Origin of the sequence: Pseudomonas sp. C 49-2 (assembly GCF_003970195.1) — a bacterium.
GTDB lineage: Bacteria > Pseudomonadota > Gammaproteobacteria > Pseudomonadales > Pseudomonadaceae > Aquipseudomonas > Aquipseudomonas canadensis.
In genome coordinates this window covers 600633-618703 of record NZ_RXYG01000002.1, presented here as the reverse complement: position 1 = coordinate 618703, position 18071 = coordinate 600633, and the positions used below count along the sequence as shown (strand labels likewise).

Annotated in this window: 14 protein-coding genes and 1 rRNA gene; 10 read left to right on the top strand and 5 right to left on the bottom strand. The window is 58.9% G+C overall.

Translation table 11 applies throughout. The features are described from left to right. Positions 1 to 177 precede the first annotated feature (177 nt). Positions 178 to 293: ribosomal RNA gene (gene rrf, locus EJ576_RS06290) — 5S ribosomal RNA — on the top strand. A gap of 284 nt (positions 294 to 577) precedes the next feature. Continuing rightward, positions 578 to 2458 (top strand): methyl-accepting chemotaxis protein, encoded by a 1881-nt coding sequence (locus tag EJ576_RS06285; protein ID WP_126569841.1) that lies wholly within the window; start codon positions 578 to 580, stop codon positions 2456 to 2458. 38 nt (positions 2459 to 2496) lie between these two features. Here the strand turns inward: EJ576_RS06285 and EJ576_RS06280 are convergent, their stop codons facing one another. The 5 genes from EJ576_RS06280 to EJ576_RS06260 all read right to left on the bottom strand — a co-directional run bounded on the left by EJ576_RS06280 (position 2497) and on the right by EJ576_RS06260 (position 9115). Further along, the gene (locus tag EJ576_RS06280) at positions 2497 to 2955 is read right to left on the bottom strand and encodes an SRPBCC family protein (RefSeq protein WP_122730173.1); all 459 of its coding nucleotides are present in this window, start codon (positions 2953 to 2955) and stop codon (positions 2497 to 2499) included. A gap of 19 nt (positions 2956 to 2974) precedes the next feature. Beyond that, positions 2975 to 6343 carry an amino acid adenylation domain-containing protein gene (locus EJ576_RS06275; RefSeq protein ID WP_126569839.1) on the bottom strand — a complete coding sequence of 1123 codons (3369 nt, stop codon included), beginning with the start codon at positions 6341 to 6343 and terminating at the stop codon, positions 2975 to 2977. Further along, complete coding sequence (locus EJ576_RS06270) at positions 6340 to 7287, bottom strand: diiron oxygenase (protein ID WP_126569837.1); 948 nt, start codon at positions 7285 to 7287, stop codon at positions 6340 to 6342. Before EJ576_RS06270 ends, EJ576_RS06275 begins: the two co-directional genes overlap by 4 nt. Beyond that, positions 7284 to 8042, bottom strand: a complete 759-nt coding sequence (locus EJ576_RS06265) for a DUF3050 domain-containing protein (protein WP_126569835.1) — start codon at positions 8040 to 8042, stop codon at positions 7284 to 7286. Before EJ576_RS06265 ends, EJ576_RS06270 begins: the two co-directional genes overlap by 4 nt. Positions 8043 to 8416: 374 nt before the next feature. After that, positions 8417 to 9115: a GntR family transcriptional regulator gene (locus EJ576_RS06260; protein ID WP_126569833.1), complete on the bottom strand. Its 699-nt coding sequence runs from the start codon at positions 9113 to 9115 to the stop codon at positions 8417 to 8419. A gap of 322 nt (positions 9116 to 9437) precedes the next feature. Here EJ576_RS06260 and EJ576_RS06255 point away from each other — a divergent pair, with 322 nt between their 5' ends. The 8 genes from EJ576_RS06255 to EJ576_RS06220 all read left to right on the top strand — a co-directional run bounded on the left by EJ576_RS06255 (position 9438) and on the right by EJ576_RS06220 (position 18046). Next, entirely contained in the window at positions 9438 to 10331 is an 894-nt protein-coding gene (locus EJ576_RS06255; RefSeq protein ID WP_126569831.1) for a TauD/TfdA family dioxygenase, read from the top strand. 39 nt (positions 10332 to 10370) lie between these two features. Continuing rightward, positions 10371 to 11222: an ABC transporter ATP-binding protein gene (locus EJ576_RS06250; RefSeq protein ID WP_126569829.1), complete on the top strand. Its 852-nt coding sequence runs from the start codon at positions 10371 to 10373 to the stop codon at positions 11220 to 11222. Between the two features lie 11 nt (positions 11223 to 11233). Continuing rightward, complete coding sequence (locus tag EJ576_RS06245) at positions 11234 to 12082, top strand: ABC transporter permease (RefSeq protein ID WP_123475453.1); 849 nt, start codon at positions 11234 to 11236, stop codon at positions 12080 to 12082. 99 nt (positions 12083 to 12181) lie between these two features. Further along, positions 12182 to 12808, top strand: coding sequence for a TonB family protein (locus tag EJ576_RS06240; protein WP_126569827.1), 627 nt, complete (start codon positions 12182 to 12184; stop codon positions 12806 to 12808). 52 nt (positions 12809 to 12860) lie between these two features. Further along, a complete protein-coding gene (locus tag EJ576_RS06235; protein WP_028615213.1) occupies positions 12861 to 13781 on the top strand; it encodes a LysR family transcriptional regulator in 921 nt (306 codons plus the stop codon). 213 nt (positions 13782 to 13994) lie between these two features. After that, the gene (locus tag EJ576_RS06230; protein ID WP_126569825.1) at positions 13995 to 15530 is read left to right on the top strand and encodes an MFS transporter; all 1536 of its coding nucleotides are present in this window, start codon (positions 13995 to 13997) and stop codon (positions 15528 to 15530) included. Between the two features lie 15 nt (positions 15531 to 15545). Then, positions 15546 to 16604, top strand: a complete 1059-nt coding sequence (locus tag EJ576_RS06225; protein WP_126569824.1) for an HlyD family secretion protein — start codon at positions 15546 to 15548, stop codon at positions 16602 to 16604. Further along, positions 16601 to 18046 carry an efflux transporter outer membrane subunit gene (locus EJ576_RS06220; protein WP_122730192.1) on the top strand — a complete coding sequence of 482 codons (1446 nt, stop codon included), beginning with the start codon at positions 16601 to 16603 and terminating at the stop codon, positions 18044 to 18046. Before EJ576_RS06225 ends, EJ576_RS06220 begins: the two co-directional genes overlap by 4 nt. The last annotated feature ends 25 nt before the right edge of the window (positions 18047 to 18071 follow it).

Sequence of the window (18071 nt, the reverse complement as noted above, 5' to 3'; positions counted from 1 at the left end):
GTAGTGAAACGATGCATCGCCGATGGTAGTGTGGGGTTTCCCCATGTGAGAGTAGGTCATCGTCAAGATTAAATTCCAAAACCCCTGTTTGCTAACGCAAACAGGGGTTTTGTTTATGTAGAAGTCCATGAATTTCATCGGCACGTCGCTAGCGCAACGGTCCGATACACAGAATTTCTTGACGACCATAGAGCATTGGAACCACCTGATCCCATCCCGAACTCAGCAGTGAAACGATGCATCGCCGATGGTAGTGTGGGGTTTCCCCATGTGAGAGTAGGTCATCGTCAAGATTGAATTCCGAAACCCCTGTTTGCTAACGCAGACAGGGGTTTTGTCGTTTAGGACTATTAAGTCACTGCGCTTCGTAATCTCCTCGCAAATGCCTACCGCTAGTCGGTTTCCTACATAAAAAAAGGAAATACCTCATAAATTCCTAAGATTTACCAAGCCTTGGCCGAAAGCCTGACGAGCCATGCGTGCACCGAAATAGAGCGGCCCGAGAGTCCGCCTATACCGCAACATGGAATGTTCCACTCGGCACGCTCACCCCCCTTTGGCAAAAGAAGTCGATGAAATGAATCTCAAGTTCAGTCATAAAATTCTGTTGGCCGCGTCAGGCGTCGTGGTTCTGGCCTTCGCGTTATTCACCCTCTACAACGACTACCTGCAACGCAGCACCATCAAGCAGAACCTGGAGTCGTCCATTCAGCAATCCGGTGAGCTCACCGCTAGCAGCGTGCAAAACTGGCTTAGTGGGCGAATACTGGTACTCGAAAGTCTGGCGCAAAACGTAGCCCAGCAGGGCAATGGCGCAGACCTTCCGGGATTGGTCGATCAGCCCGCCTTCACTACCAACTTCCAGTTCACCTATGTCGGTCAAACCAACGGCGTATTCACGCAGCGCCCCGACGCGAAGATGCCCGATGGCTACGACCCACGCCAGCGCCCCTGGTACAAGCAAGCTGTGGCTGCTGACAAAACTATGCTGACTCCGCCTTACATGGCGGCGGTAGGCGGGCAGATCGTGACTATCGCTTTGCCGGTGAAAAAGAATGGTGAGCTACTGGGTGTCGTTGGTGGTGACCTGAGCCTGCAAACCCTGGTGAAGATCATCAACTCGGTGGACTTTGGTGGCATCGGTCAGGCGTTCCTGGTCAGCGGCGATGGTCAGGTCATCGTCAGTCCCGACCAGGCTCAGGTGATGAAGAACCTCAAGGACATCTACCCTGGCACTCAGGTGCGTATCGAGAAGGTCAGTCAGGAAGTGGTCCTTAATGGCCAGGAACGTATTTTGTCGTTCACGCCTGTGAGCGGCCTGCCAGGTGCGGATTGGTATATCGGTCTTTCGATCGATAAAGGCAAGGCCTACGCACCGTTGGGTAAATTTCGTACCTCAGCGCTGATCGCCATGTTGATTGCCGTGGTGGCGATTGCAGTACTCTTGAGCCTGCTGATCCAAGTTTTGCTGCGTCCTCTGACCACCATGGGCGTTGCCATGCAGGATATTGCCCAGGGCGAAGGCGACCTGACCCGTCGTTTGGATGTCACCAGTAAAGACGAGTTTGGTGAGGTAGGGAGCGCGTTCAACCAATTCGTAGAGCGTATCCACGCCTCCATCTCCGAGGTGTCTTCTGCAACACGCCAAGTGCATGATTTGTCTCAGCGTGTCATGGCATCTTCCAACGCCTCGATCATCGGCTCCGACGAGCAGAGCGCGCGCACCAACAGTGTGGCTGCCGCGATCAACGAATTGGGTGCCGCTACTCAGGAAATCGCACGTAACGCTGCCGACGCTTCGCAGCATGCCAGCGGTGCCAGCGAACAGGCTGATGATGGACGCAAAGTGGTAGAGCAAACCATCCTGGCAATGTCGGAACTGTCGCAAAAAATCAGCCTATCTTGCACCCAGATCGAGACCCTGAACGCTAGCACCGACAACATTGGTCATATCCTTGATGTGATCAAAGGCATCTCCCAGCAGACCAACCTGCTCGCGCTCAACGCTGCGATCGAGGCTGCCCGTGCGGGAGAAGCGGGTCGTGGGTTTGCCGTGGTCGCTGATGAAGTGCGCAACCTGGCACACCGTACGCAGGAGTCCGCCGAGGAGATCCACAAGATGATCACCTCACTGCAGGTGGGGTCGCGTGAAGCGGTGACCACCATGAACGCCAGCCAGGCCTCCAGCGAAGAAAGTGTCGAGGTGGCCAACCAGGCCGGTGAACGGCTTATCAGCGTGACGCAGCGGATCGTTGAAATCGATGGCATGAACCAATCCGTCGCTGCCGCCACCGAAGAGCAGACGGCTGTGGTGGAAACACTCAATGTCGACATCAACCAGATCAACCTGCTGAACCAGCAAGGCGTGACCAATCTCAACGAAACGTTGAAGGATTGTGATGCCTTGTCTCAACAGGCCAGCCGTTTGAAACAACTGGTCGACAGCTTCAAAATCTGAGTCTGAATGAACAGGAGCGAATGTCTCGCTCCTGTTCTTCAACCAAGCATCTGGCGCACATTCCCCAGTGCGCTTTCGGCGAACTCTCGCACAAACTGCTCAAACCCCGCCTGCGCCATTTCTATCGGCTCGCCGATCAGTGTCCAGGTTGCCCTGGAGCGGCTTGAGCCAAGTGCTTCAACGTGCATCGCTGCCCACAAACGCGCCAGGCCCAACGTGTTGTAAATCGTGGTCCAGGTCATACACATGGCCTGTTCGTCCCGACTGTTGAGTTGTTCCACGACGCAATGACCATTGTGGAAGAATTTGGTGCGTAAAGCGCCCACGCCCTCGCCTGTCATTTCGATGTGGGATAGGGCGGGAATGAAGGCATCAAAGCCTGCAAAGTGACCCACCACACTCCACAGTCGGGTGGCCTCGCAGTCGACCACGACAGAGGTCAGCACAGGCGTTCCACGTGGGTTGTGAATCAATGTATCGGGTTGCAGCGGTTTCATGGGGATGTCCTGAAGCGGTTCAAAGAAAGCCTATGGTTTTGAGGTGGTCGCAGCCCTTGCGTAGCAGCGACGGGGTCTTTTCGGGGTAGTGGGTACCCATTTCTTCCACGACCTTACGCGCGTTGGCGCAATGGATCATTGAGGTGTCGCCAATGTCTTCACCTAGCTCATCCAGATAAAAGCCCAATACACCAAACAGTGCGTTTTCGCGGCTGACGGTGCGTAAGGCCTGTTGCCAGTGCGCGACACTGACCCGGTCGAATACGTAGCCCGCCTGGTTGAACGCATCAAGATACTGAGCCCAGCTCAAAGGCTGCGGGTTATGCAGGTTGAATACGTATCGCGCAGCTTCAAAACGGCCGCAGTGGAACGCAACAAAGCCAGCAAAAAAATCCACAGGCATCAGGTCGAAATTCACCTCGAAACAAGGCACCAGACCCAATTGCAGCGAGCCCTTGAGCATCAGCATCAGACGATTTTGCTGTGGCTGGCAAACACCGCTTCGGGTGTTGAAGCTGATGTTTCCCGGACGGTGAATGTTCACCCAGGAACCTTGCGTTACTGCGTGCCCCAGCCAGCGCTCGGCGACCCATTTGGACAAGTTGTAGCCATTTTTGATGTAAATGGGAGGGGTCGACGCGGCAGGCGTTTCGAGGACGTGGCCATCCGCGTCGATGTTGCTGCATGCCGACAAGGTCGACACGTAATTGAGCACTTTTTTGCAGTGGGTCTCACACAGGCGCAGACACTCCAGCACGGGGTCTACGTTGTCTTTTACCAGCGAGGCATAATCCATCACGTGATTGACCTGCGCTGCGTTGTGCACAACCACACCGTAGTTGCGTGCAAGGTGTTCATACGTATCGTCAGCTAAACCCAGGCGTGGCTGGCTGATATCCGCGGCATAGACCTGCACCCGGTTCAAGTCCAAGTGTTCAAGGCGGTGCTCGCGCAATGCCTCGGTGAATCGCGCAGCTGCCGGTTGGTCTGGATGCTCTCGCACCAGACACGCAACGTGCGTGGCACCCTTTGCCAGCAGCGCTTCGACAATATGCACACCAATAAAGCTGTTGGCGCCTGTCACGATGACTCTGCCGCGATCACCGGCGCGATCCTCAGGCAATACCTGAATAACGTTTTCACGCTGCGCATCCCGTACCGCAACACCGGAAGACGTGTTGGGCAGCGCACCATTCTCCATCAACAACGCGAGGGTACGGATCGTCGGTGTTTCAAAGAATCGGTTCAAAGGCAGGCTGCGGCCAAATTGCTTTCGAATGCGCAGCAACAGCGTCGACAGCAATATGGAGTGGCCGCCAAGATTGAAGAAGCTGTCATCAATCGACAGCGCTTCCATGGGCAACCGCAGCAGCTCACGCCATAACGCCACCAGTTGCATTTGAAGGGGCGTTTGCGCAGTCTGTCCAGCGCCCGTCAACGTCGGTTGGGCCGGTAATGCGAGTAAGGCCGCGCGATCGATTTTGCCGTTACTTGAGCAAGGCAGGCTGGGTAGTTCGGTCCACACGCCAGGCTGCAAATAGTCTGGCAGCCACTGTTGTGCATGCTGCTTCAGGTCGCTCAGCGTGGCACCAGGTTCTGGTTGGGCGACGACACTGCGAATCCTGTATTTATCATCAATCACCACCGCCAGTTGGCGATACAGTCGACTGTCGCGCAGACACTGTTCGATTTCCTGAGGCTCGACCCGAATTCCGCGAATTTTCACCTGCGAGTCCCGCCGTCCGCCCAACTCGATACCTTCGGCAGTCCATTTCGCGAGGTCGCCACTACGATAGGCGCGCACGGTCTGGCCACCCGGCAGGGCCAGCTTTATGAAGGGGGAGACTGGCAACTGCACGGCATTCAAATACCCCAGGCTTACTCCCGGGCCGACGATGTAGAGTTCGCCTATTACCTGTTCATCCACGGGTTGCAGTTCATCGTCGAGGATCAACACCTGGCTGTTGGCGATGGGGCGGCCCACGTTGCGATTGCTGTCCCCGAGTTGCAGCGTTCGATGGGTGACCAGTACCGTCGCCTCGGTGGGGCCGTAGAGATTGTGAAGGTCGCATTGACCCGCCAAACGCTCGATCACGTAGGGCTCGCAGGCGTCGCCACCGCTGAACAGGTGCATCAAACCCAGGGGTTGATCCAGCGGCAGGATGCTGAGCAGCGCTGGAGGTAGGAACGCGTGGCTGATGTGTTGTTGGCGGATCAACTCGACCAATTGCAGCGGATCGCGCCGTTGCGTTTCGCTGGGGACGATCAATTGCGCGCCGGCGATCAGGGTGGGGAAAATGTCCATCAGTGATGCATCGAAATTCACCGAGGCAAACTGCAACACGCGACTCTGTTCGCTCAGCGCCATTTGGCTGCCAAACCAGGCGGTGAAGTGGGCGAGGTTGGCCTGGCTGAGCAGCACACCCTTGGGCCGTCCCGTGGAGCCCGAAGTGAAGAGCACCATGCACGGTGATTCAAGCTCCGTGGGATGCTGCGAGGGGCTTGCTGTGTGTGGTTTACCAAAAGTACTCACATCCAGTGAAACGAAATGCTCACGCAACGGGTGGGCGCCGCCATCCAGCAACACGCGGGCCCGTGCGCTGTCCAGCATGGCCTGCTGGCGCTGTGGCGGGTCATCCGGAGCCAATGGTAGGTACACTGCGCCGCAGCCGAGCACTGCGAGAATGCTGGCGTATAATTCGGTGGACTTCTCCAGGCAAACACCGACCACGGCTGGGCGCTCAATGCCCTCCAGTAACGGTTCCAGCTGTTGCTGGATGGTCAGGGCCTGAGCCTGCAGTTGCCGGTAAGTTGTCACGTTGCCCGCAATGTACAGTGCGGGTCGCTCGGCGAAGGCAAGAAGGCTGGCCTGCAATCGTTCGATCATGGGTACTTGAGCCGCCTGCAACAGCGCTGGGTCTGCCGTACGATTGAACCGATGCTCAAACGCCAGCACGTCCAGCCGCAGGAGGTCTTGCTCAGGCCAGGCATTGGCATGTGCCTCTGGCGGCAAATACTCAGGGTCACGTGCGAAGCTGCTGACCTGCAACGCTACCCATTCAGTCAGCACCTGCGTTGCTTGCAAACGCAATCGCTGGCCATTTCCGCTGGGCTCTGCCGCCAGCTCCAGTACAGCTAGCAGGTGTCGGTTGCGGTCATACCCGCGTAATTGCAGCGCAGGCAGCCCGTGTTCGGTCAGAGGGCCGATGCCCAGGCGCAGGCTGATATGGGCGACTTCTGCCAAGTGCTTTGGCAATGGCTGGCTCCCGTCTTCGACCACCAAGTCGACGGCTTCCTCACCGGACCTATGGCCGTATTGCTCCAGGACTTGCTTTACGCGGTCCAGGGCTTGGCTGACACCGACCCATCCAATGGTCAGGCATCTCATGCTGCTCTCCCGGCCAGTGGTAAATAGTCGCTCAGGGCGTGTGCCACGCTTGGCGTCTGCAACAAACCGCTATGGTGCAGAAAACTCGTGATGTTGCCGATCATTGGGTGTTGTCGGGTGATGGGGAAATCCAGTGCGTCTATTTCCTCCCTTAGTGCCTGGCGGAGGCTGGCGCTGACGTCCAGGTGTTCGATCAGTTGCAGGTCAAAGGATTTCTGCAGGTCGTTGGTCAGATAGTGGGCCAGAAATGTTGGCAGGACATGGGCGATGATGTCGCGATCTTCCGGGCGCGCCGCCTCCCAGTACAGGCGAACCAGGCGTGTCCAGAATTGGGCATGACGTCCTTCGTCAAAGAGATGATCGGCCATCATGCCGCGGATCGACGACTTGACGCTGTCGTCCTTGGCGAAAGCTGCCACGTCATGAGTCACGGTGTTCTCGGCGATGGCCACACCAATCAACCCGACGGCATCACGCAGGTGCGAAGGCGCCAGCGCCTGGGCTGCGGGCAGGGCACGGCTGAGTTCGATTTGCGCGGGCAGGTCGAGTGGTTGTATGCCGGTCATTGCCACGGCCTGTTGCAGAAAGTCCAGCGCGACCAGAGCGTGATAATCCTCGTCCACCACGATGGTCATTGCATCGTAGCGACAGGCGAGGGGGAAGGGCACGGCGAAGCGGTTCTTGGCGATGCGGCGGGCGACGTCATCGACGATTTCGGTTTCGAAAATCACCACGTCATTGATGAATTTGTAGAAGCTTTGTACCAGTACAAAATCGCGCCATTGCGAACAGTGATCGAGAAACGTCGCGCCTAATACCAGGGGTTGACGGCTCAGTGGATAGATCAGGTTTTCGTCGTTCTCCAATACGCGCCGAGGCCGTGTACGAATGGTTGCACGGCGCTCCCAGTCGTCTGCGATGGAGCGGTAGTCAGCGCTATTCATGAGTGCACCGCCTGCAACGAGGCCCGTACGGTGTCCCAGAACGCTATGCGGTTTTCCACGGCATCGAGAGCCGCTTCATTGGCTTGTTCCTTGTGGTTCGCGTCGTTGCCGATCAGGCGTTGGAGCAACTGTTGCGCCCCGGGCTCATGGCCCTGGGTGTCCAGTTCGATGTGACGGTTCATATAATGGGCCAGGACGGGAGCCTGTCGATTGATGACTTCGCTACCCTGCAACAAGCGTTCAAACATCGCTGGGATGACGCTTTCACGGCCATGTAGGAACGCCGCTGCTACAGAATGGGTAGGGGCGTTCAAGGCGATGAGCAAGGTGCTTTCGACAAAGCGGGACACGCCCTGTGGCACATCGATCTGCTGCAACGCTGCCCGCGCCTCGAGGCCTCGACGTTGTAGCGTGATAAAGGTATCGATGGCGGCGGTGCTGGCGCCCACTTCAATCATCGCCTCTCGGTACAGCTCGAAATGGCTGCAATAACCTCCCTCGGGACGCTCATCCGACTCTTCGCCCAGCACGATCTCGTTGATAAGGCGTGTGGCATGTGGGTCAATCGGTGGAAGCCAGGGTAGTCGCGTGCAAGTCAGATCTTGTTGCAGGCGTTTGGTAAGGGTCATGAAGTCCCATACTGCAAATACGTGGCTTTCCATAAAAAGTTGTAACTTGCTAAGTGAAGTTATTTCTTCAAATAACAGGTGATTACATAACTGTTGTTTCTTTTGTTGAAGCAAAGTTGGGTGCATGGTTGATGCCTATAAGTTGTTGCGACTGCTCGTGGAGCAGTGATGGCTCTTGCAGCCGGAAGAAGACAGCTAACGTTTAACCAGGCCCAAGACAGGGTGCGCCATAGACTTGAGCTGGCAAGGTCAATTTAAGTACTTGACTATCAATGAGCGATAATAAGCTGATTAAGTGAAGGGGTGAGATTATAAGTGTATGAGATGTTTTTTCGAAAAGTTACATGTGGTGGGCAAATTGTTTTATAGCGGTGGGAAGTTTCCGGGGTGGAAGTAGACTTAATCTAATAAGGCTTATAAGTTGGAAGTGTCAGCGCGGAGCTCACCCCGGATGGGATAAACCCCGCAATGTCTGTGGGTCAAAGCGAGTGCTGGGAAAACTATTTGTCGGGTGCGCCGAGGCCATTGAGATAAGTGGCGATGACCTCCATGCCACGCGTCAGGTGATTGCGCAGTGTCAGGATGCTTTCTTCGATCTTTTTCTGCGCCACCAGGTTCAGCAATTCGCGGTGATCTTCCTGGGAGGTCTCGCCCAGTCCCATTGCCTCAAGGTTGAAGCGTAAAAAACGTTCCTCTTCATTCAATCCGTGCTCGACCAGCTTGAGCAATCGCTGATTGGGTGCCTTGCCATACAGGACCATGTGAAACAGGCGGTTCAGGCGGCCAATCTCGGTATAGTCCTTTTCCTGTTCCAGGGCAGTTATATAGGCCTCTGCCTCGGCAATATCGGCGGCGGTCAGCAATGGGGTCGACAAGCGCAGCGCTTCGGACTCCAGCAGCATGCGCAGGGCGTAGGTCTCAGCCGAATTGTCTTCGATCAATGGCGCAACCACTGCACCCTTGTGCGTCACCACGTGCAGCAATGACTGTGCTTCAAGCTGTCGCAAGGCCTCGCGCACCGGCATGCGGCTGACCCCAAACAGGCTGGCCAACTCTTGCTGGCGCATGGCAGTCCCACACGGCAATCGACCATCGAGAATGGCGTTACGCAAGGTTTCTTCAATCACGGAACGAGCAAGATGGGCGGGAATAGAACCGCTGATCTTGATGCTGTTCAAAGGGTTCGGCTTCTGCGTCACGGCTACGCTATCCTACTACTTGAATGGGCATGGCTAATTGGATCCAATGAACACTAGAGACTGCCTACCAGCTTGTCAAACGGGCAAGGTTTTCGGCTTGTAAGCGGCTAAACATGGGGCTCTTGGTGCTCACACAGTATTTTTGCAACGTCTTACAGTCATGCTATGAACTGAACGCTTCGCGTCGCAGATTTATTCCAGAGTGAGTGCCGGCAATGGGCATTCACCGGAACATTCCAGTCTATAGATATTCACTAACGGTATTTAAAGTGCTGGTCTTATATCTATAAAGTCACGCTCCTGTCTGACCGGGAGTGAATTCATGTCCGCCGCCTCTACTGCTCCAACAGCGACCCTTACCGCCCAAGCCTTCGAGATTCGCCCCCTTCCCGGCAGCGTGGGGGCCGAGATCATAGGCCTGGATCTGACCCGCCCGATCGATGACCATGACTTTGCGCGGATTCATCGTGCGCACCTCGATCATCATGTCGTGGTCTTTCGTGACCAACGTATCACTCCCGAGCAACAAATTGCCTTTAGCCGTCGCTTCGGCGTGCTGCAGATCCATGTACTCAAACAATTCCTGTTGGCTAACCATCCGGAAATCCTGATCGTCTCCAATATCATCGAAAACGGCCAATCCATCGGCCTGGGGGATGCGGGGAAATTCTGGCATTCGGACCTGTCCTATAAAGAACTACCAAGCCTGGGTTCAATGCTGCATGCCCAGGAGCTGCCCTCTGAGGGCGGCGACACCTTATTCGCCGACATGCATAAAGCCTGGGACCATTTGCCCGAACATCTGCGCAAAGCTGTTGAAGGCCGCAGCGCGGCGCACTCCTACACCGCGCGCTACAGCGAAACCAAATTCGAAGGCAACTGGCGCCCCATGTTGACCCCTGAGCAGCTCGCCCAGGTTGCGGAAGTCGTACACCCGGTCGTGCGCACCCACCCGGAAAACGGCCGCAAAGCGCTGTTCGTCAGTGAGGGTTTCACCACGCGTATCGTCGGTCTGCCGGAAGACGAAAGCCGTGATCTGCTAGCCCAGCTTTACGCACACAGCGTATTGCCGCAAAACATCTATCGTCACCAATGGCAGCCCCACGACCTGGTGTTCTGGGACAACCGCTCGCTGATTCACCTGGCCGCCGGCTGCCCCAGTCATTTGCGCCGCAAGCTGTACCGCACCACCATCCAGGGCGACGCGCCTTTTTGAAAGGGCTGCACTCCTTCCCCCAATCGCACGAGAGTTGAAATGAACGCGCGCTTGCCAGGCCACGCGGCCAGCAACTTGAACGCTGTCGAACCGCTGCTGGCGGTAGACCATGTAAGCCTTGAATACCGCACCCCCGAACGCGTGGTGCGGGCCACTCACCAAGTGAGTTTCGAGATCGACCCTGCCGACCGCTTCGTGTTGCTCGGCCCCTCGGGCTGCGGCAAATCCACCTTGCTCAAGTCCATTGCCGGGTTTATCAGGCCCTGCGAAGGCGAGATCCGCCTGTTGGGGCAAAAGGTCGAACAACCGGGCCCGGACCGCATCGTGGTGTTTCAGGAATTCGACCAGTTACCACCGTGGAAAACCGTCAAACAGAACGTGATGTTCCCATTGCTGGCTTCGAAAACCTTGAAACGCGCCGAGGCCGAAGCGCGCGCGCTGCACTACCTCGACAAAGTCGGCCTCACGGCGTTTGCCGATGCCTATCCCCACACGCTTTCCGGCGGGATGAAGGCCCGTGTCGCCATCGCCCGTGCGTTGGCCATGCAGCCGAAAATCCTGTTGATGGACGAACCCTTCGCTGCCCTCGATGCCCTGACCCGGCGCAAAATGCAGGAAGAACTGTTGCTGCTTTGGGAGGAGGTGCGCTTCACCCTGTTGTTCGTCACCCACTCCATCGAAGAAGCGCTGGTGGTGGGCAATCGCATCCTGTTGCTCTCGCCTCATCCAGGGCGCGTGCGTGCCGAAATCCACAGCCATCAATACGACCTGCACAGCCTCGGCGGTGTGGAATTCCAGGCGTCGGCGCGGCGGATTCATCGCTTGCTGTTCGATGAAGCGCCCGAGGCCGAACGTGAGTTGGGTTTCGCTGATATCCGCATCGCGTATTAAGGGGAACATCCATGCGCCAGGAATATGAAATCACCCTAGCACCGCTGCTCAGCGTCCCTGTCGAGCGCGAACTGCCCCTGCGCCAACGCCTGTGGCAACAAGGCTGGCTGCGCAAAGGCCTGATCCTGATCGTGCTCGCGATGATCTGGGAAGCCGTTGCACGCTACCAGAACAACGACCTATTGTTGCCGAGCTTCCTGCAAACCTTTCACGCGCTGTACGACGGCCTGCTCAGCGGCGAATTGCTGAGCAAGGTGAGCATTTCACTGGTGGTGCTGATCAAGGGTTACCTGATCGGCATCGTGCTGGCGTTTGCCCTGACCACCTTGGCGGTGTCGACCCAATTGGGCCGCGATCTGCTGAGCACCTTGACCTCGATGTTCAACCCGCTGCCGGCCATCGCGTTGTTGCCGCTGGCGCTGCTGTGGTTTGGCCTGGGGCAGAACAGCCTGATCTTTGTACTGGTGCATTCGGTGTTGTGGGCGCTGGCGCTCAACACGTATTCCGGGTTCCTCGGCGTGTCCGAAACCCTGCGCATGGCCGGGCGTAATTATGGCCTCAAGGGCATGCGTTTTGTGCTGTTCATCTTGATCCCGGCGGCACTGCCGTCGATCCTCGCAGGCCTCAAGATCGGGTGGGCATTTGCCTGGCGCACGCTGATTGCCGCCGAGTTGGTGTTCGGTGCCACCAGTGGCAAGGGCGGCCTGGGTTGGTACATCTTCCAGAACCGTAACGAGCTGTACACAGACAAGGTGTTTGCCGGACTGGCGGTGGTGATCCTGATCGGACTGCTCGTGGAAAACCTGGTATTTGACACCTTTGAGCGCCTGACCGTGAAGCGTTGGGGTATGCAGCGCTAAACAGGAATGATTGCTCTTTGTCCACCGTGAACCCGATAATGCTGACGGAATCTGACGCCCCCTTGGCGTCAGGCGTATCCGGTAAAAGGATTTACGACGATGCGGTTTTTTGTTTTGGCAGCGGCCTTGTTACTGTCGACCTCGGTCTTCGCGGAGTTTGTGCCCCAGGTGGTCAGCATGCCCAAGCCGCTTTATCCCAGTCACCTGACCTTCACCCAAGGGCATGCGCGCATCAGCTTGAATATTCACAACGACGGTACGGTCAGTGATGTCAAAGCGCTCAGCGCCACCAAGCCGGCGTTTGGTGAGGCTGCCGTGGCTGCGGCTACACTCTGGCGCTTCAAGCCGTGGACGGTCAGTGCCGATCGGCCGGCGGTGCTCGACGCGCAGAACGATATGATTTTCACGCCCGAACCGCCTAAGAAGGAAGCGACTCAGCTTACCTTCACCCAAACCACTTACCAATCCTGCAGTGCACTGACGGAAGAAGTCAGCCAGTTCCGTCGTGAGCATCCCACCCGGCCGTTGATTGCGATGAAGAGTTTTGCCATTACCCGGGTGGCGGTGATGTTCCCGGCGTTGAGCGGCAAAAGCGATTACAACGAAGGCCTGACGCGCGCCGACGAACTGGAAAACTCCCTGCCGGACATCGTGCGCAAATGCCAGGCTCATCCCAAGGCCGCCTACGCGGATTACCTGCCGCGCAATTTGAAGCGTTACCTGTAAAGCCTGCTACGATTGCGCCCAGTTCACTCTCGATGGGTCACGAGTGCTTGGCATGCAACTACCGGACATGAACCTGCTGGTCGCCCTCGACGCCTTGCTCGACGAGGGGAGTGTAGTGGGCGCCGCACGCCGCATGAACCTCAGCCCGGCGGCCATGAGCCGCACCCTCACGCGTATCCGCGAAGCCGTCGGCGACCCGATCCTGGTGCGCGCCGGTCGCGGATTGGTGCCGACGCCTAAAGCCCTGCAGTTGCAAGGCCAGGTGCGCAACGTGGTGGAGCAGGCGGCGCTGCTGTTCCGTTCGGCGGACCAAGTGGATTTGAGTACATTGCGTCGTCGCTTCAGCGTGCGCGCCAATGACTTTTTCATCGGCGTGTATGGCGGTCGTCTGTTCGACACCATGGAGCGCATGGCGCCATTGTGCGAGCTGTGCTTCGTGCCCGAGGGCGACACCGATGACGAAGCCCTGCGTGAAGGCCGGTTGGATTTACGCGTGAGCAACACCCTGCCGGTCACCCCAGAAGTGAAGGTGCAGAACCTGTTCTCCACCACTTTTGTCGGCTTGGCGCGGGAAGACCATCCGTTGTTCGACGAAGAAATCACCGCTGCACGTTTTGCCAGCTATTCCCACATCAGCATCTCGCGGCGCGGCATTGCCCGTGGGCCGATCGACACCGCATTGAACGCCCAGGGCCTGGAGCGCCGTGTCGCGATGATCGCCCCCGGTTTTCACGGCGCGATGTTCATGCTGCCCGATTCCGACCTGCTGCTGCCGGTGCCCAAGGAAGCGCTGTTGAGCGCCAATCGCCTGAAGCTGCCCCTGCGGTCGTTCGCCCTGCCAATCTCGTTGCCAACACTGGTACTCGCCCAATCCTGGCACCCGCGCTTCGATAAAGACCCCGCTCACAAATGGCTGCGCGAAACCATGCGCGAGAGTTGCCACGCCACCTGGCTCGAAGCGCAGCCCACCTGACACCCCAAGACCTCTGTAGGAGCCGGCTTGCCGGCGATAGCGGTGGATCAGCGAATACCTCTGTGACCGTCAGGCCGCCATCGCCGGCAAGCCGGCTCCTACACACGTCAAGGATTGCGTCTGGCGCAGTTATATCCTGCCAATAAGTAACTTTTTGTCATGTGTGTGCCTGATTAAACTGCTCGGGTATTTAACATTCCGAGTTACCTGTTCATGACCTCCCTCGCTGCCCCCACCCTTGCGGCCGCAGCCAAACCCACTGCTATGACCCCACCCGTATTCGGCCCGCGCATCATCATCGGGCTGGTCGGCGTGTTGCTGGCGGTGCTGGTCTCCGGCCTCAACGAGATGGTCACCAAAGTGGCCCTCGCGGATATCCGTGGTGCGCTGTACATCGGCTTTGACGAAGGCACCTGGCTGGTCGCGGCTTACACCGCGACTTCCGTGGCGGCCATGGCGTTTGCGCCCTGGTGTTCGGTGACCTTTTCGCTACGTCGCTTCACGCTGTGCGCCATCGGCCTGTTCACTGTGCTGGGCATCCTGTGTCCGTTTGCGCCGAACTACAAAAGCCTGCTGGTGCTGCGCACCGTGCAAGGCCTGGCCGGCGGCGCGCTGCCGCCGATGCTGATGACCGTTGCCCTGCGTTTCCTGCCGGCCAACGTCAAGCTGTACGGCTTGGCCGGCTACGCGCTCACGGCCACCTTCGGCCCGAGCCTCGGCACGCCCCTGGCGGCGTTGTGGACCGAGTATGTCGGCTGGCAGTGGGCGTTCTGGCAAATCGTCGCGCCGTGCCTGCTGGCCATGGTCGCCGTGGCCTACGGGCTGCCGCAGGACCCGACGCGCCTGGAGCGCTTCAAGCAGTTCAACTGGCGCGGCCTGCTGCTGGGCTTTCCGGCGATCTGCATGCTGGTTATCGGCATCCTGCAAGGCAACCGGCTGGACTGGTTCGAGTCGGGCCTGATCACCTTCCTGCTGTGTGGCGGCAGCCTATTGCTGGTGCTGTTCATGGTGAATGAATGGTCGCAGCCGATACCGTTCTTCAAATTGCAGATGCTTGGCCTGCGCAACCTGTCGTTCGCGTTGATTGTGCTGGCGGGCGTGCTGATGGTGCTGACCTCGGTGATCATCATCCCGTCGAGCTTTCTCGCCCAGGTCCAGGGTTACCGCCCGCTGCAAACCGCACCGGTGATGCTGCTGATGGCGATCCCACAGTTGATCGCGCTGCCGCTGGTGGCGGCGCTGTGCAACCTGCGCTGGGTCGATTGCCGCTGGGTGTTGGGGATCGGCCTGGGCATGCTGGTGCTGTGTTGCGTGGGCAGTGCGCACCTGACATCGGAGTGGATTCGCGACGATTTCTACGGCCTGTACCTGCTGCAGATATTCGGGCAACCGATGGCCGTGTTGCCGCTGCTGATGCTCTCCACCGGCAGCATCCAGCCCATGGACGGGCCGTTCGCGTCCGCCTGGTTCAACACCATCAAAGGCCTGGCCGCCGTGATTGCTACCGGCGTACTCGACACCTTGACCACCCAACGCCTGCACTTCCACTCGACCATGTTGGTCGATCGCTTGGGCAATTCGCCCCTGGCCGACGGTGACGCGCCGGGCCTGGCGCACCGCCTGCACGAGCAGGCCGTGGTGCTGACTTCTTCGGATCTGTACTACGTCATGGCTGCGGTCGCGGTGGCGTTGATCCTGCTGATTTTCTGGATGCCCACGCGGATCTTTCCGCCTCGCGCACCGACTTGATAGAAAGGACTGTTCATGAAACGCAAAGACAAAATCGCCGTCTCCGTCATCGCCGTATTTGCCGTCGGCGTGTTGGTGTACCTGGTCGCGCCGGGCGTGCTGGGCAGCAAGCGCCAGACCACCAACGACGCCTTCGTCGCTGCTGACTTCACCCTGGTGGCGCCGCGCGTGGCCGGCTTTATCAAAGAGGTGCTGGTGGAAGACAACCAGCGCGTCAAGGCCGGGCAACTGCTGGCACTGATCGACGACCGCGACTTCCGCGCTGCCGCGCAGGCGGCCGACGCCGATACCTTGGTGGCCCAGGCCCAACTGAAAAACGCCACGGCGACCCTGGAGCGGCAAAGTTCGGTCATCGCCCAGGCCCAGGCCACCGTCGCGGCAGATCGCGCCGAAATGGCCTTCGCCGAGCATGAGTTGAACCGCTACAGCCACCTCGCCGGAGTCGGCGCCGGCACCGTGCAGAACGCTCAGCAAGCCAAGACCCGTATCGACCAGGCCACCGCGCGCCTGGCGAATGCCACAGCCGTGCTGGCGGCGGAACGCAAGCAGGTGGAAATCCTCACCGCCCAGCGCGATGCCGCCGAGGGTGGGCTCAAACGTGCCCAAGCCGCGTTGGAACTGGCCAGTTTTCAACTGTCGTACACGCGCATCGTCGCGCCGGTGGATGGCATGGTCGGTGAGCGTGCAGTGCGGGTGGGCGCCTACGTGACGCCGGGCAGCAAGATCCTCGCGGTCGTGCCGTTGGAGGAGGCCTACGTGGTGGCCAACTTCCAGGAAACCCAGCTCTCCCATATGCACGCCGGCCAAGCCGTGCAGGTGCGCGTCGACAGCCTCGACGGTGAGTTGCTCAACGGTCATCTGGAGAGCCTCGCGCCCGCGACGGGCGTAACGTTTGCCTCGGTCAAACCCGACAACGCCACTGGCAACTTCACCAAGGTGGTGCAGCGCATTCCGGTGAAAATCGTCCTCGAACCCAACCAGGCGCACACCGAGCGCCTGCGGGTCGGCATGTCGGTGGAAGCCAGCGTCGACACCTCGCCGGCCGCGCAGCAGCGTGAGGTGGCCCAGCAATGAAGCGAGTTGCCTGGCTCACCTTGAGTCTCATCAGCCTGAGCGCCTGCACGGTCGGCCCGGACTTCCACACGCCCCAGAGCCCGCAAGTGACCCAATGGAGCGAACCCCAGGGCCGCCTGGCCGCCAGCCGTGCGGTCAGCGACCCATTGCAGGAACGCTGGTGGGATGTGTTCCACGATGAACAACTCTCGGCGCTTACACGCCGCGCGCTCACCGATAACCTCGACCTGAAACTCGCCAGCAGCCGCCTGCAACAAAGCCGCGCCGTGCGCCAGGTGACCACCGCCGAGCGTTATCCGAACGTCAATGCCAACGGTGATTACCTGCGCCAACGCAACAGCGGCAAAGGCTTGAGCGACCCGTCCGGCAACAATGGCCGTTCGGCGTTCAACCAGTGGGACATGGGCTTCTCGGCCTCCTGGGAGCTGGACTTCTGGGGCCGCGTCAAACGCGAAACCGAAGCCGCCGACGCCACCCTGCAAGTCGCCGAAAACGACCGCCGTGCCGTGCTGTTATCGGTACTCGCCGAGACCGCCCAGGACTATATCCAACTGCGCGGCGTACAGAACACCCGCGCCGTCACCGAGCAGAACCTCGATGTCGCCCGCCACAGCCTCAAGCTGTCACAGTTGCGCCTGGCTGACGGTGTGGCCACGGACCTGGACGTAGCGGAAGCTGCCGCTCAAGTCGCGGCCATCGAGGCACGGTTGCCAGATTTGCAACAGCGCCAAGACCAACTCATCAACGCCCTCAGCCTGTTGATGGGCGAGCCGCCGCAAGCCTTGCACGCGCAGTTGTCCAAAGACGCCGCCGTGCCGCAAACCCAACGCCAAGTTGCGATTGGCCTGCCTTCGGAGCTGGCTGAGCGCCGTCCGGATATCCGCCAGGCCGAGGCGCGCTTGCACGCCGCCACCGCGAGCATCGGTGTCGCCAAGGGCGACTTCTACCCGCGCATTACCTTGTCCGGCAGCCTCGGCTCCCAGGCTATGCAGCTCTCGGATTTCGGTTCCTGGGGATCCCGCGCCTTTGCTTTCGGCCCGCAATTCAGCTTGCCGCTGTTCAACGGCGGACGGTTGCAAGGTATGTTGAATCTGCGTGAAGCCCAGCAACAGGAAGCAGCGCTGGCGTACCAGCAAACCGTGCTGCGTGCCTGGCATGAGATCGATGACCAACTGACCCGCTATAACGCCAGCCAACTGCGCCGCGACAGCCTTGCCGAAGCCGTGCGCCAGAACCAGATTGCCCTGCGCACCGCGCAACAGCAGTACGTTGAAGGCGTGGTGGATTTCGTCAACGTGCTCACCGTGCAAAGCGCGCTGCTGGCCACGCAGGAGCAGTGGGTGGAAAGCTCGACGGGCGTGTCGCTGGCGATGGTTGGGTTGTACAAGGCGTTGGGCGGAGGCTGGGAATCGGTGTACCCGCTGCAAACCGCCGGGCGCTAAGTACAAAGAGTTTTTGTCAGTCGCT

Excerpts from the sequence above, each read along its gene's own strand:
- EJ576_RS06255 (WP_126569831.1), top strand. The coding sequence starts at position 9,438 with ATGTCCGCCGCCTCTACTGCTCCAACAGCGACCCTTACCGCCCAAGCC.
- EJ576_RS06230 (WP_126569825.1), top strand. The coding sequence starts at position 13,995 with ATGACCTCCCTCGCTGCCCCCACCCTTGCGGCCGCAGCCAAACCCACT.
- EJ576_RS06235 (WP_028615213.1), top strand. The coding sequence starts at position 12,861 with ATGCAACTACCGGACATGAACCTGCTGGTCGCCCTCGACGCCTTGCTC.
- EJ576_RS06270 (WP_126569837.1), bottom strand. The coding sequence starts at position 7,287 with ATGAATAGCGCTGACTACCGCTCCATCGCAGACGACTGGGAGCGCCGT.
- EJ576_RS06225 (WP_126569824.1), top strand. The coding sequence starts at position 15,546 with ATGAAACGCAAAGACAAAATCGCCGTCTCCGTCATCGCCGTATTTGCC.
- EJ576_RS06250 (WP_126569829.1), top strand. The coding sequence starts at position 10,371 with ATGAACGCGCGCTTGCCAGGCCACGCGGCCAGCAACTTGAACGCTGTC.
- EJ576_RS06220 (WP_122730192.1), top strand. The coding sequence starts at position 16,601 with ATGAAGCGAGTTGCCTGGCTCACCTTGAGTCTCATCAGCCTGAGCGCC.
- EJ576_RS06280 (WP_122730173.1), bottom strand. The coding sequence starts at position 2,955 with ATGAAACCGCTGCAACCCGATACATTGATTCACAACCCACGTGGAACG.
- EJ576_RS06275 (WP_126569839.1), bottom strand. The coding sequence starts at position 6,343 with ATGAGATGCCTGACCATTGGATGGGTCGGTGTCAGCCAAGCCCTGGAC.
- EJ576_RS06265 (WP_126569835.1), bottom strand. The coding sequence starts at position 8,042 with ATGCACCCAACTTTGCTTCAACAAAAGAAACAACAGTTATGTAATCAC.
- EJ576_RS06245 (WP_123475453.1), top strand. The coding sequence starts at position 11,234 with ATGCGCCAGGAATATGAAATCACCCTAGCACCGCTGCTCAGCGTCCCT.
- EJ576_RS06240 (WP_126569827.1), top strand. The coding sequence starts at position 12,182 with ATGCGGTTTTTTGTTTTGGCAGCGGCCTTGTTACTGTCGACCTCGGTC.
- EJ576_RS06285 (WP_126569841.1), top strand. The coding sequence starts at position 578 with ATGAATCTCAAGTTCAGTCATAAAATTCTGTTGGCCGCGTCAGGCGTC.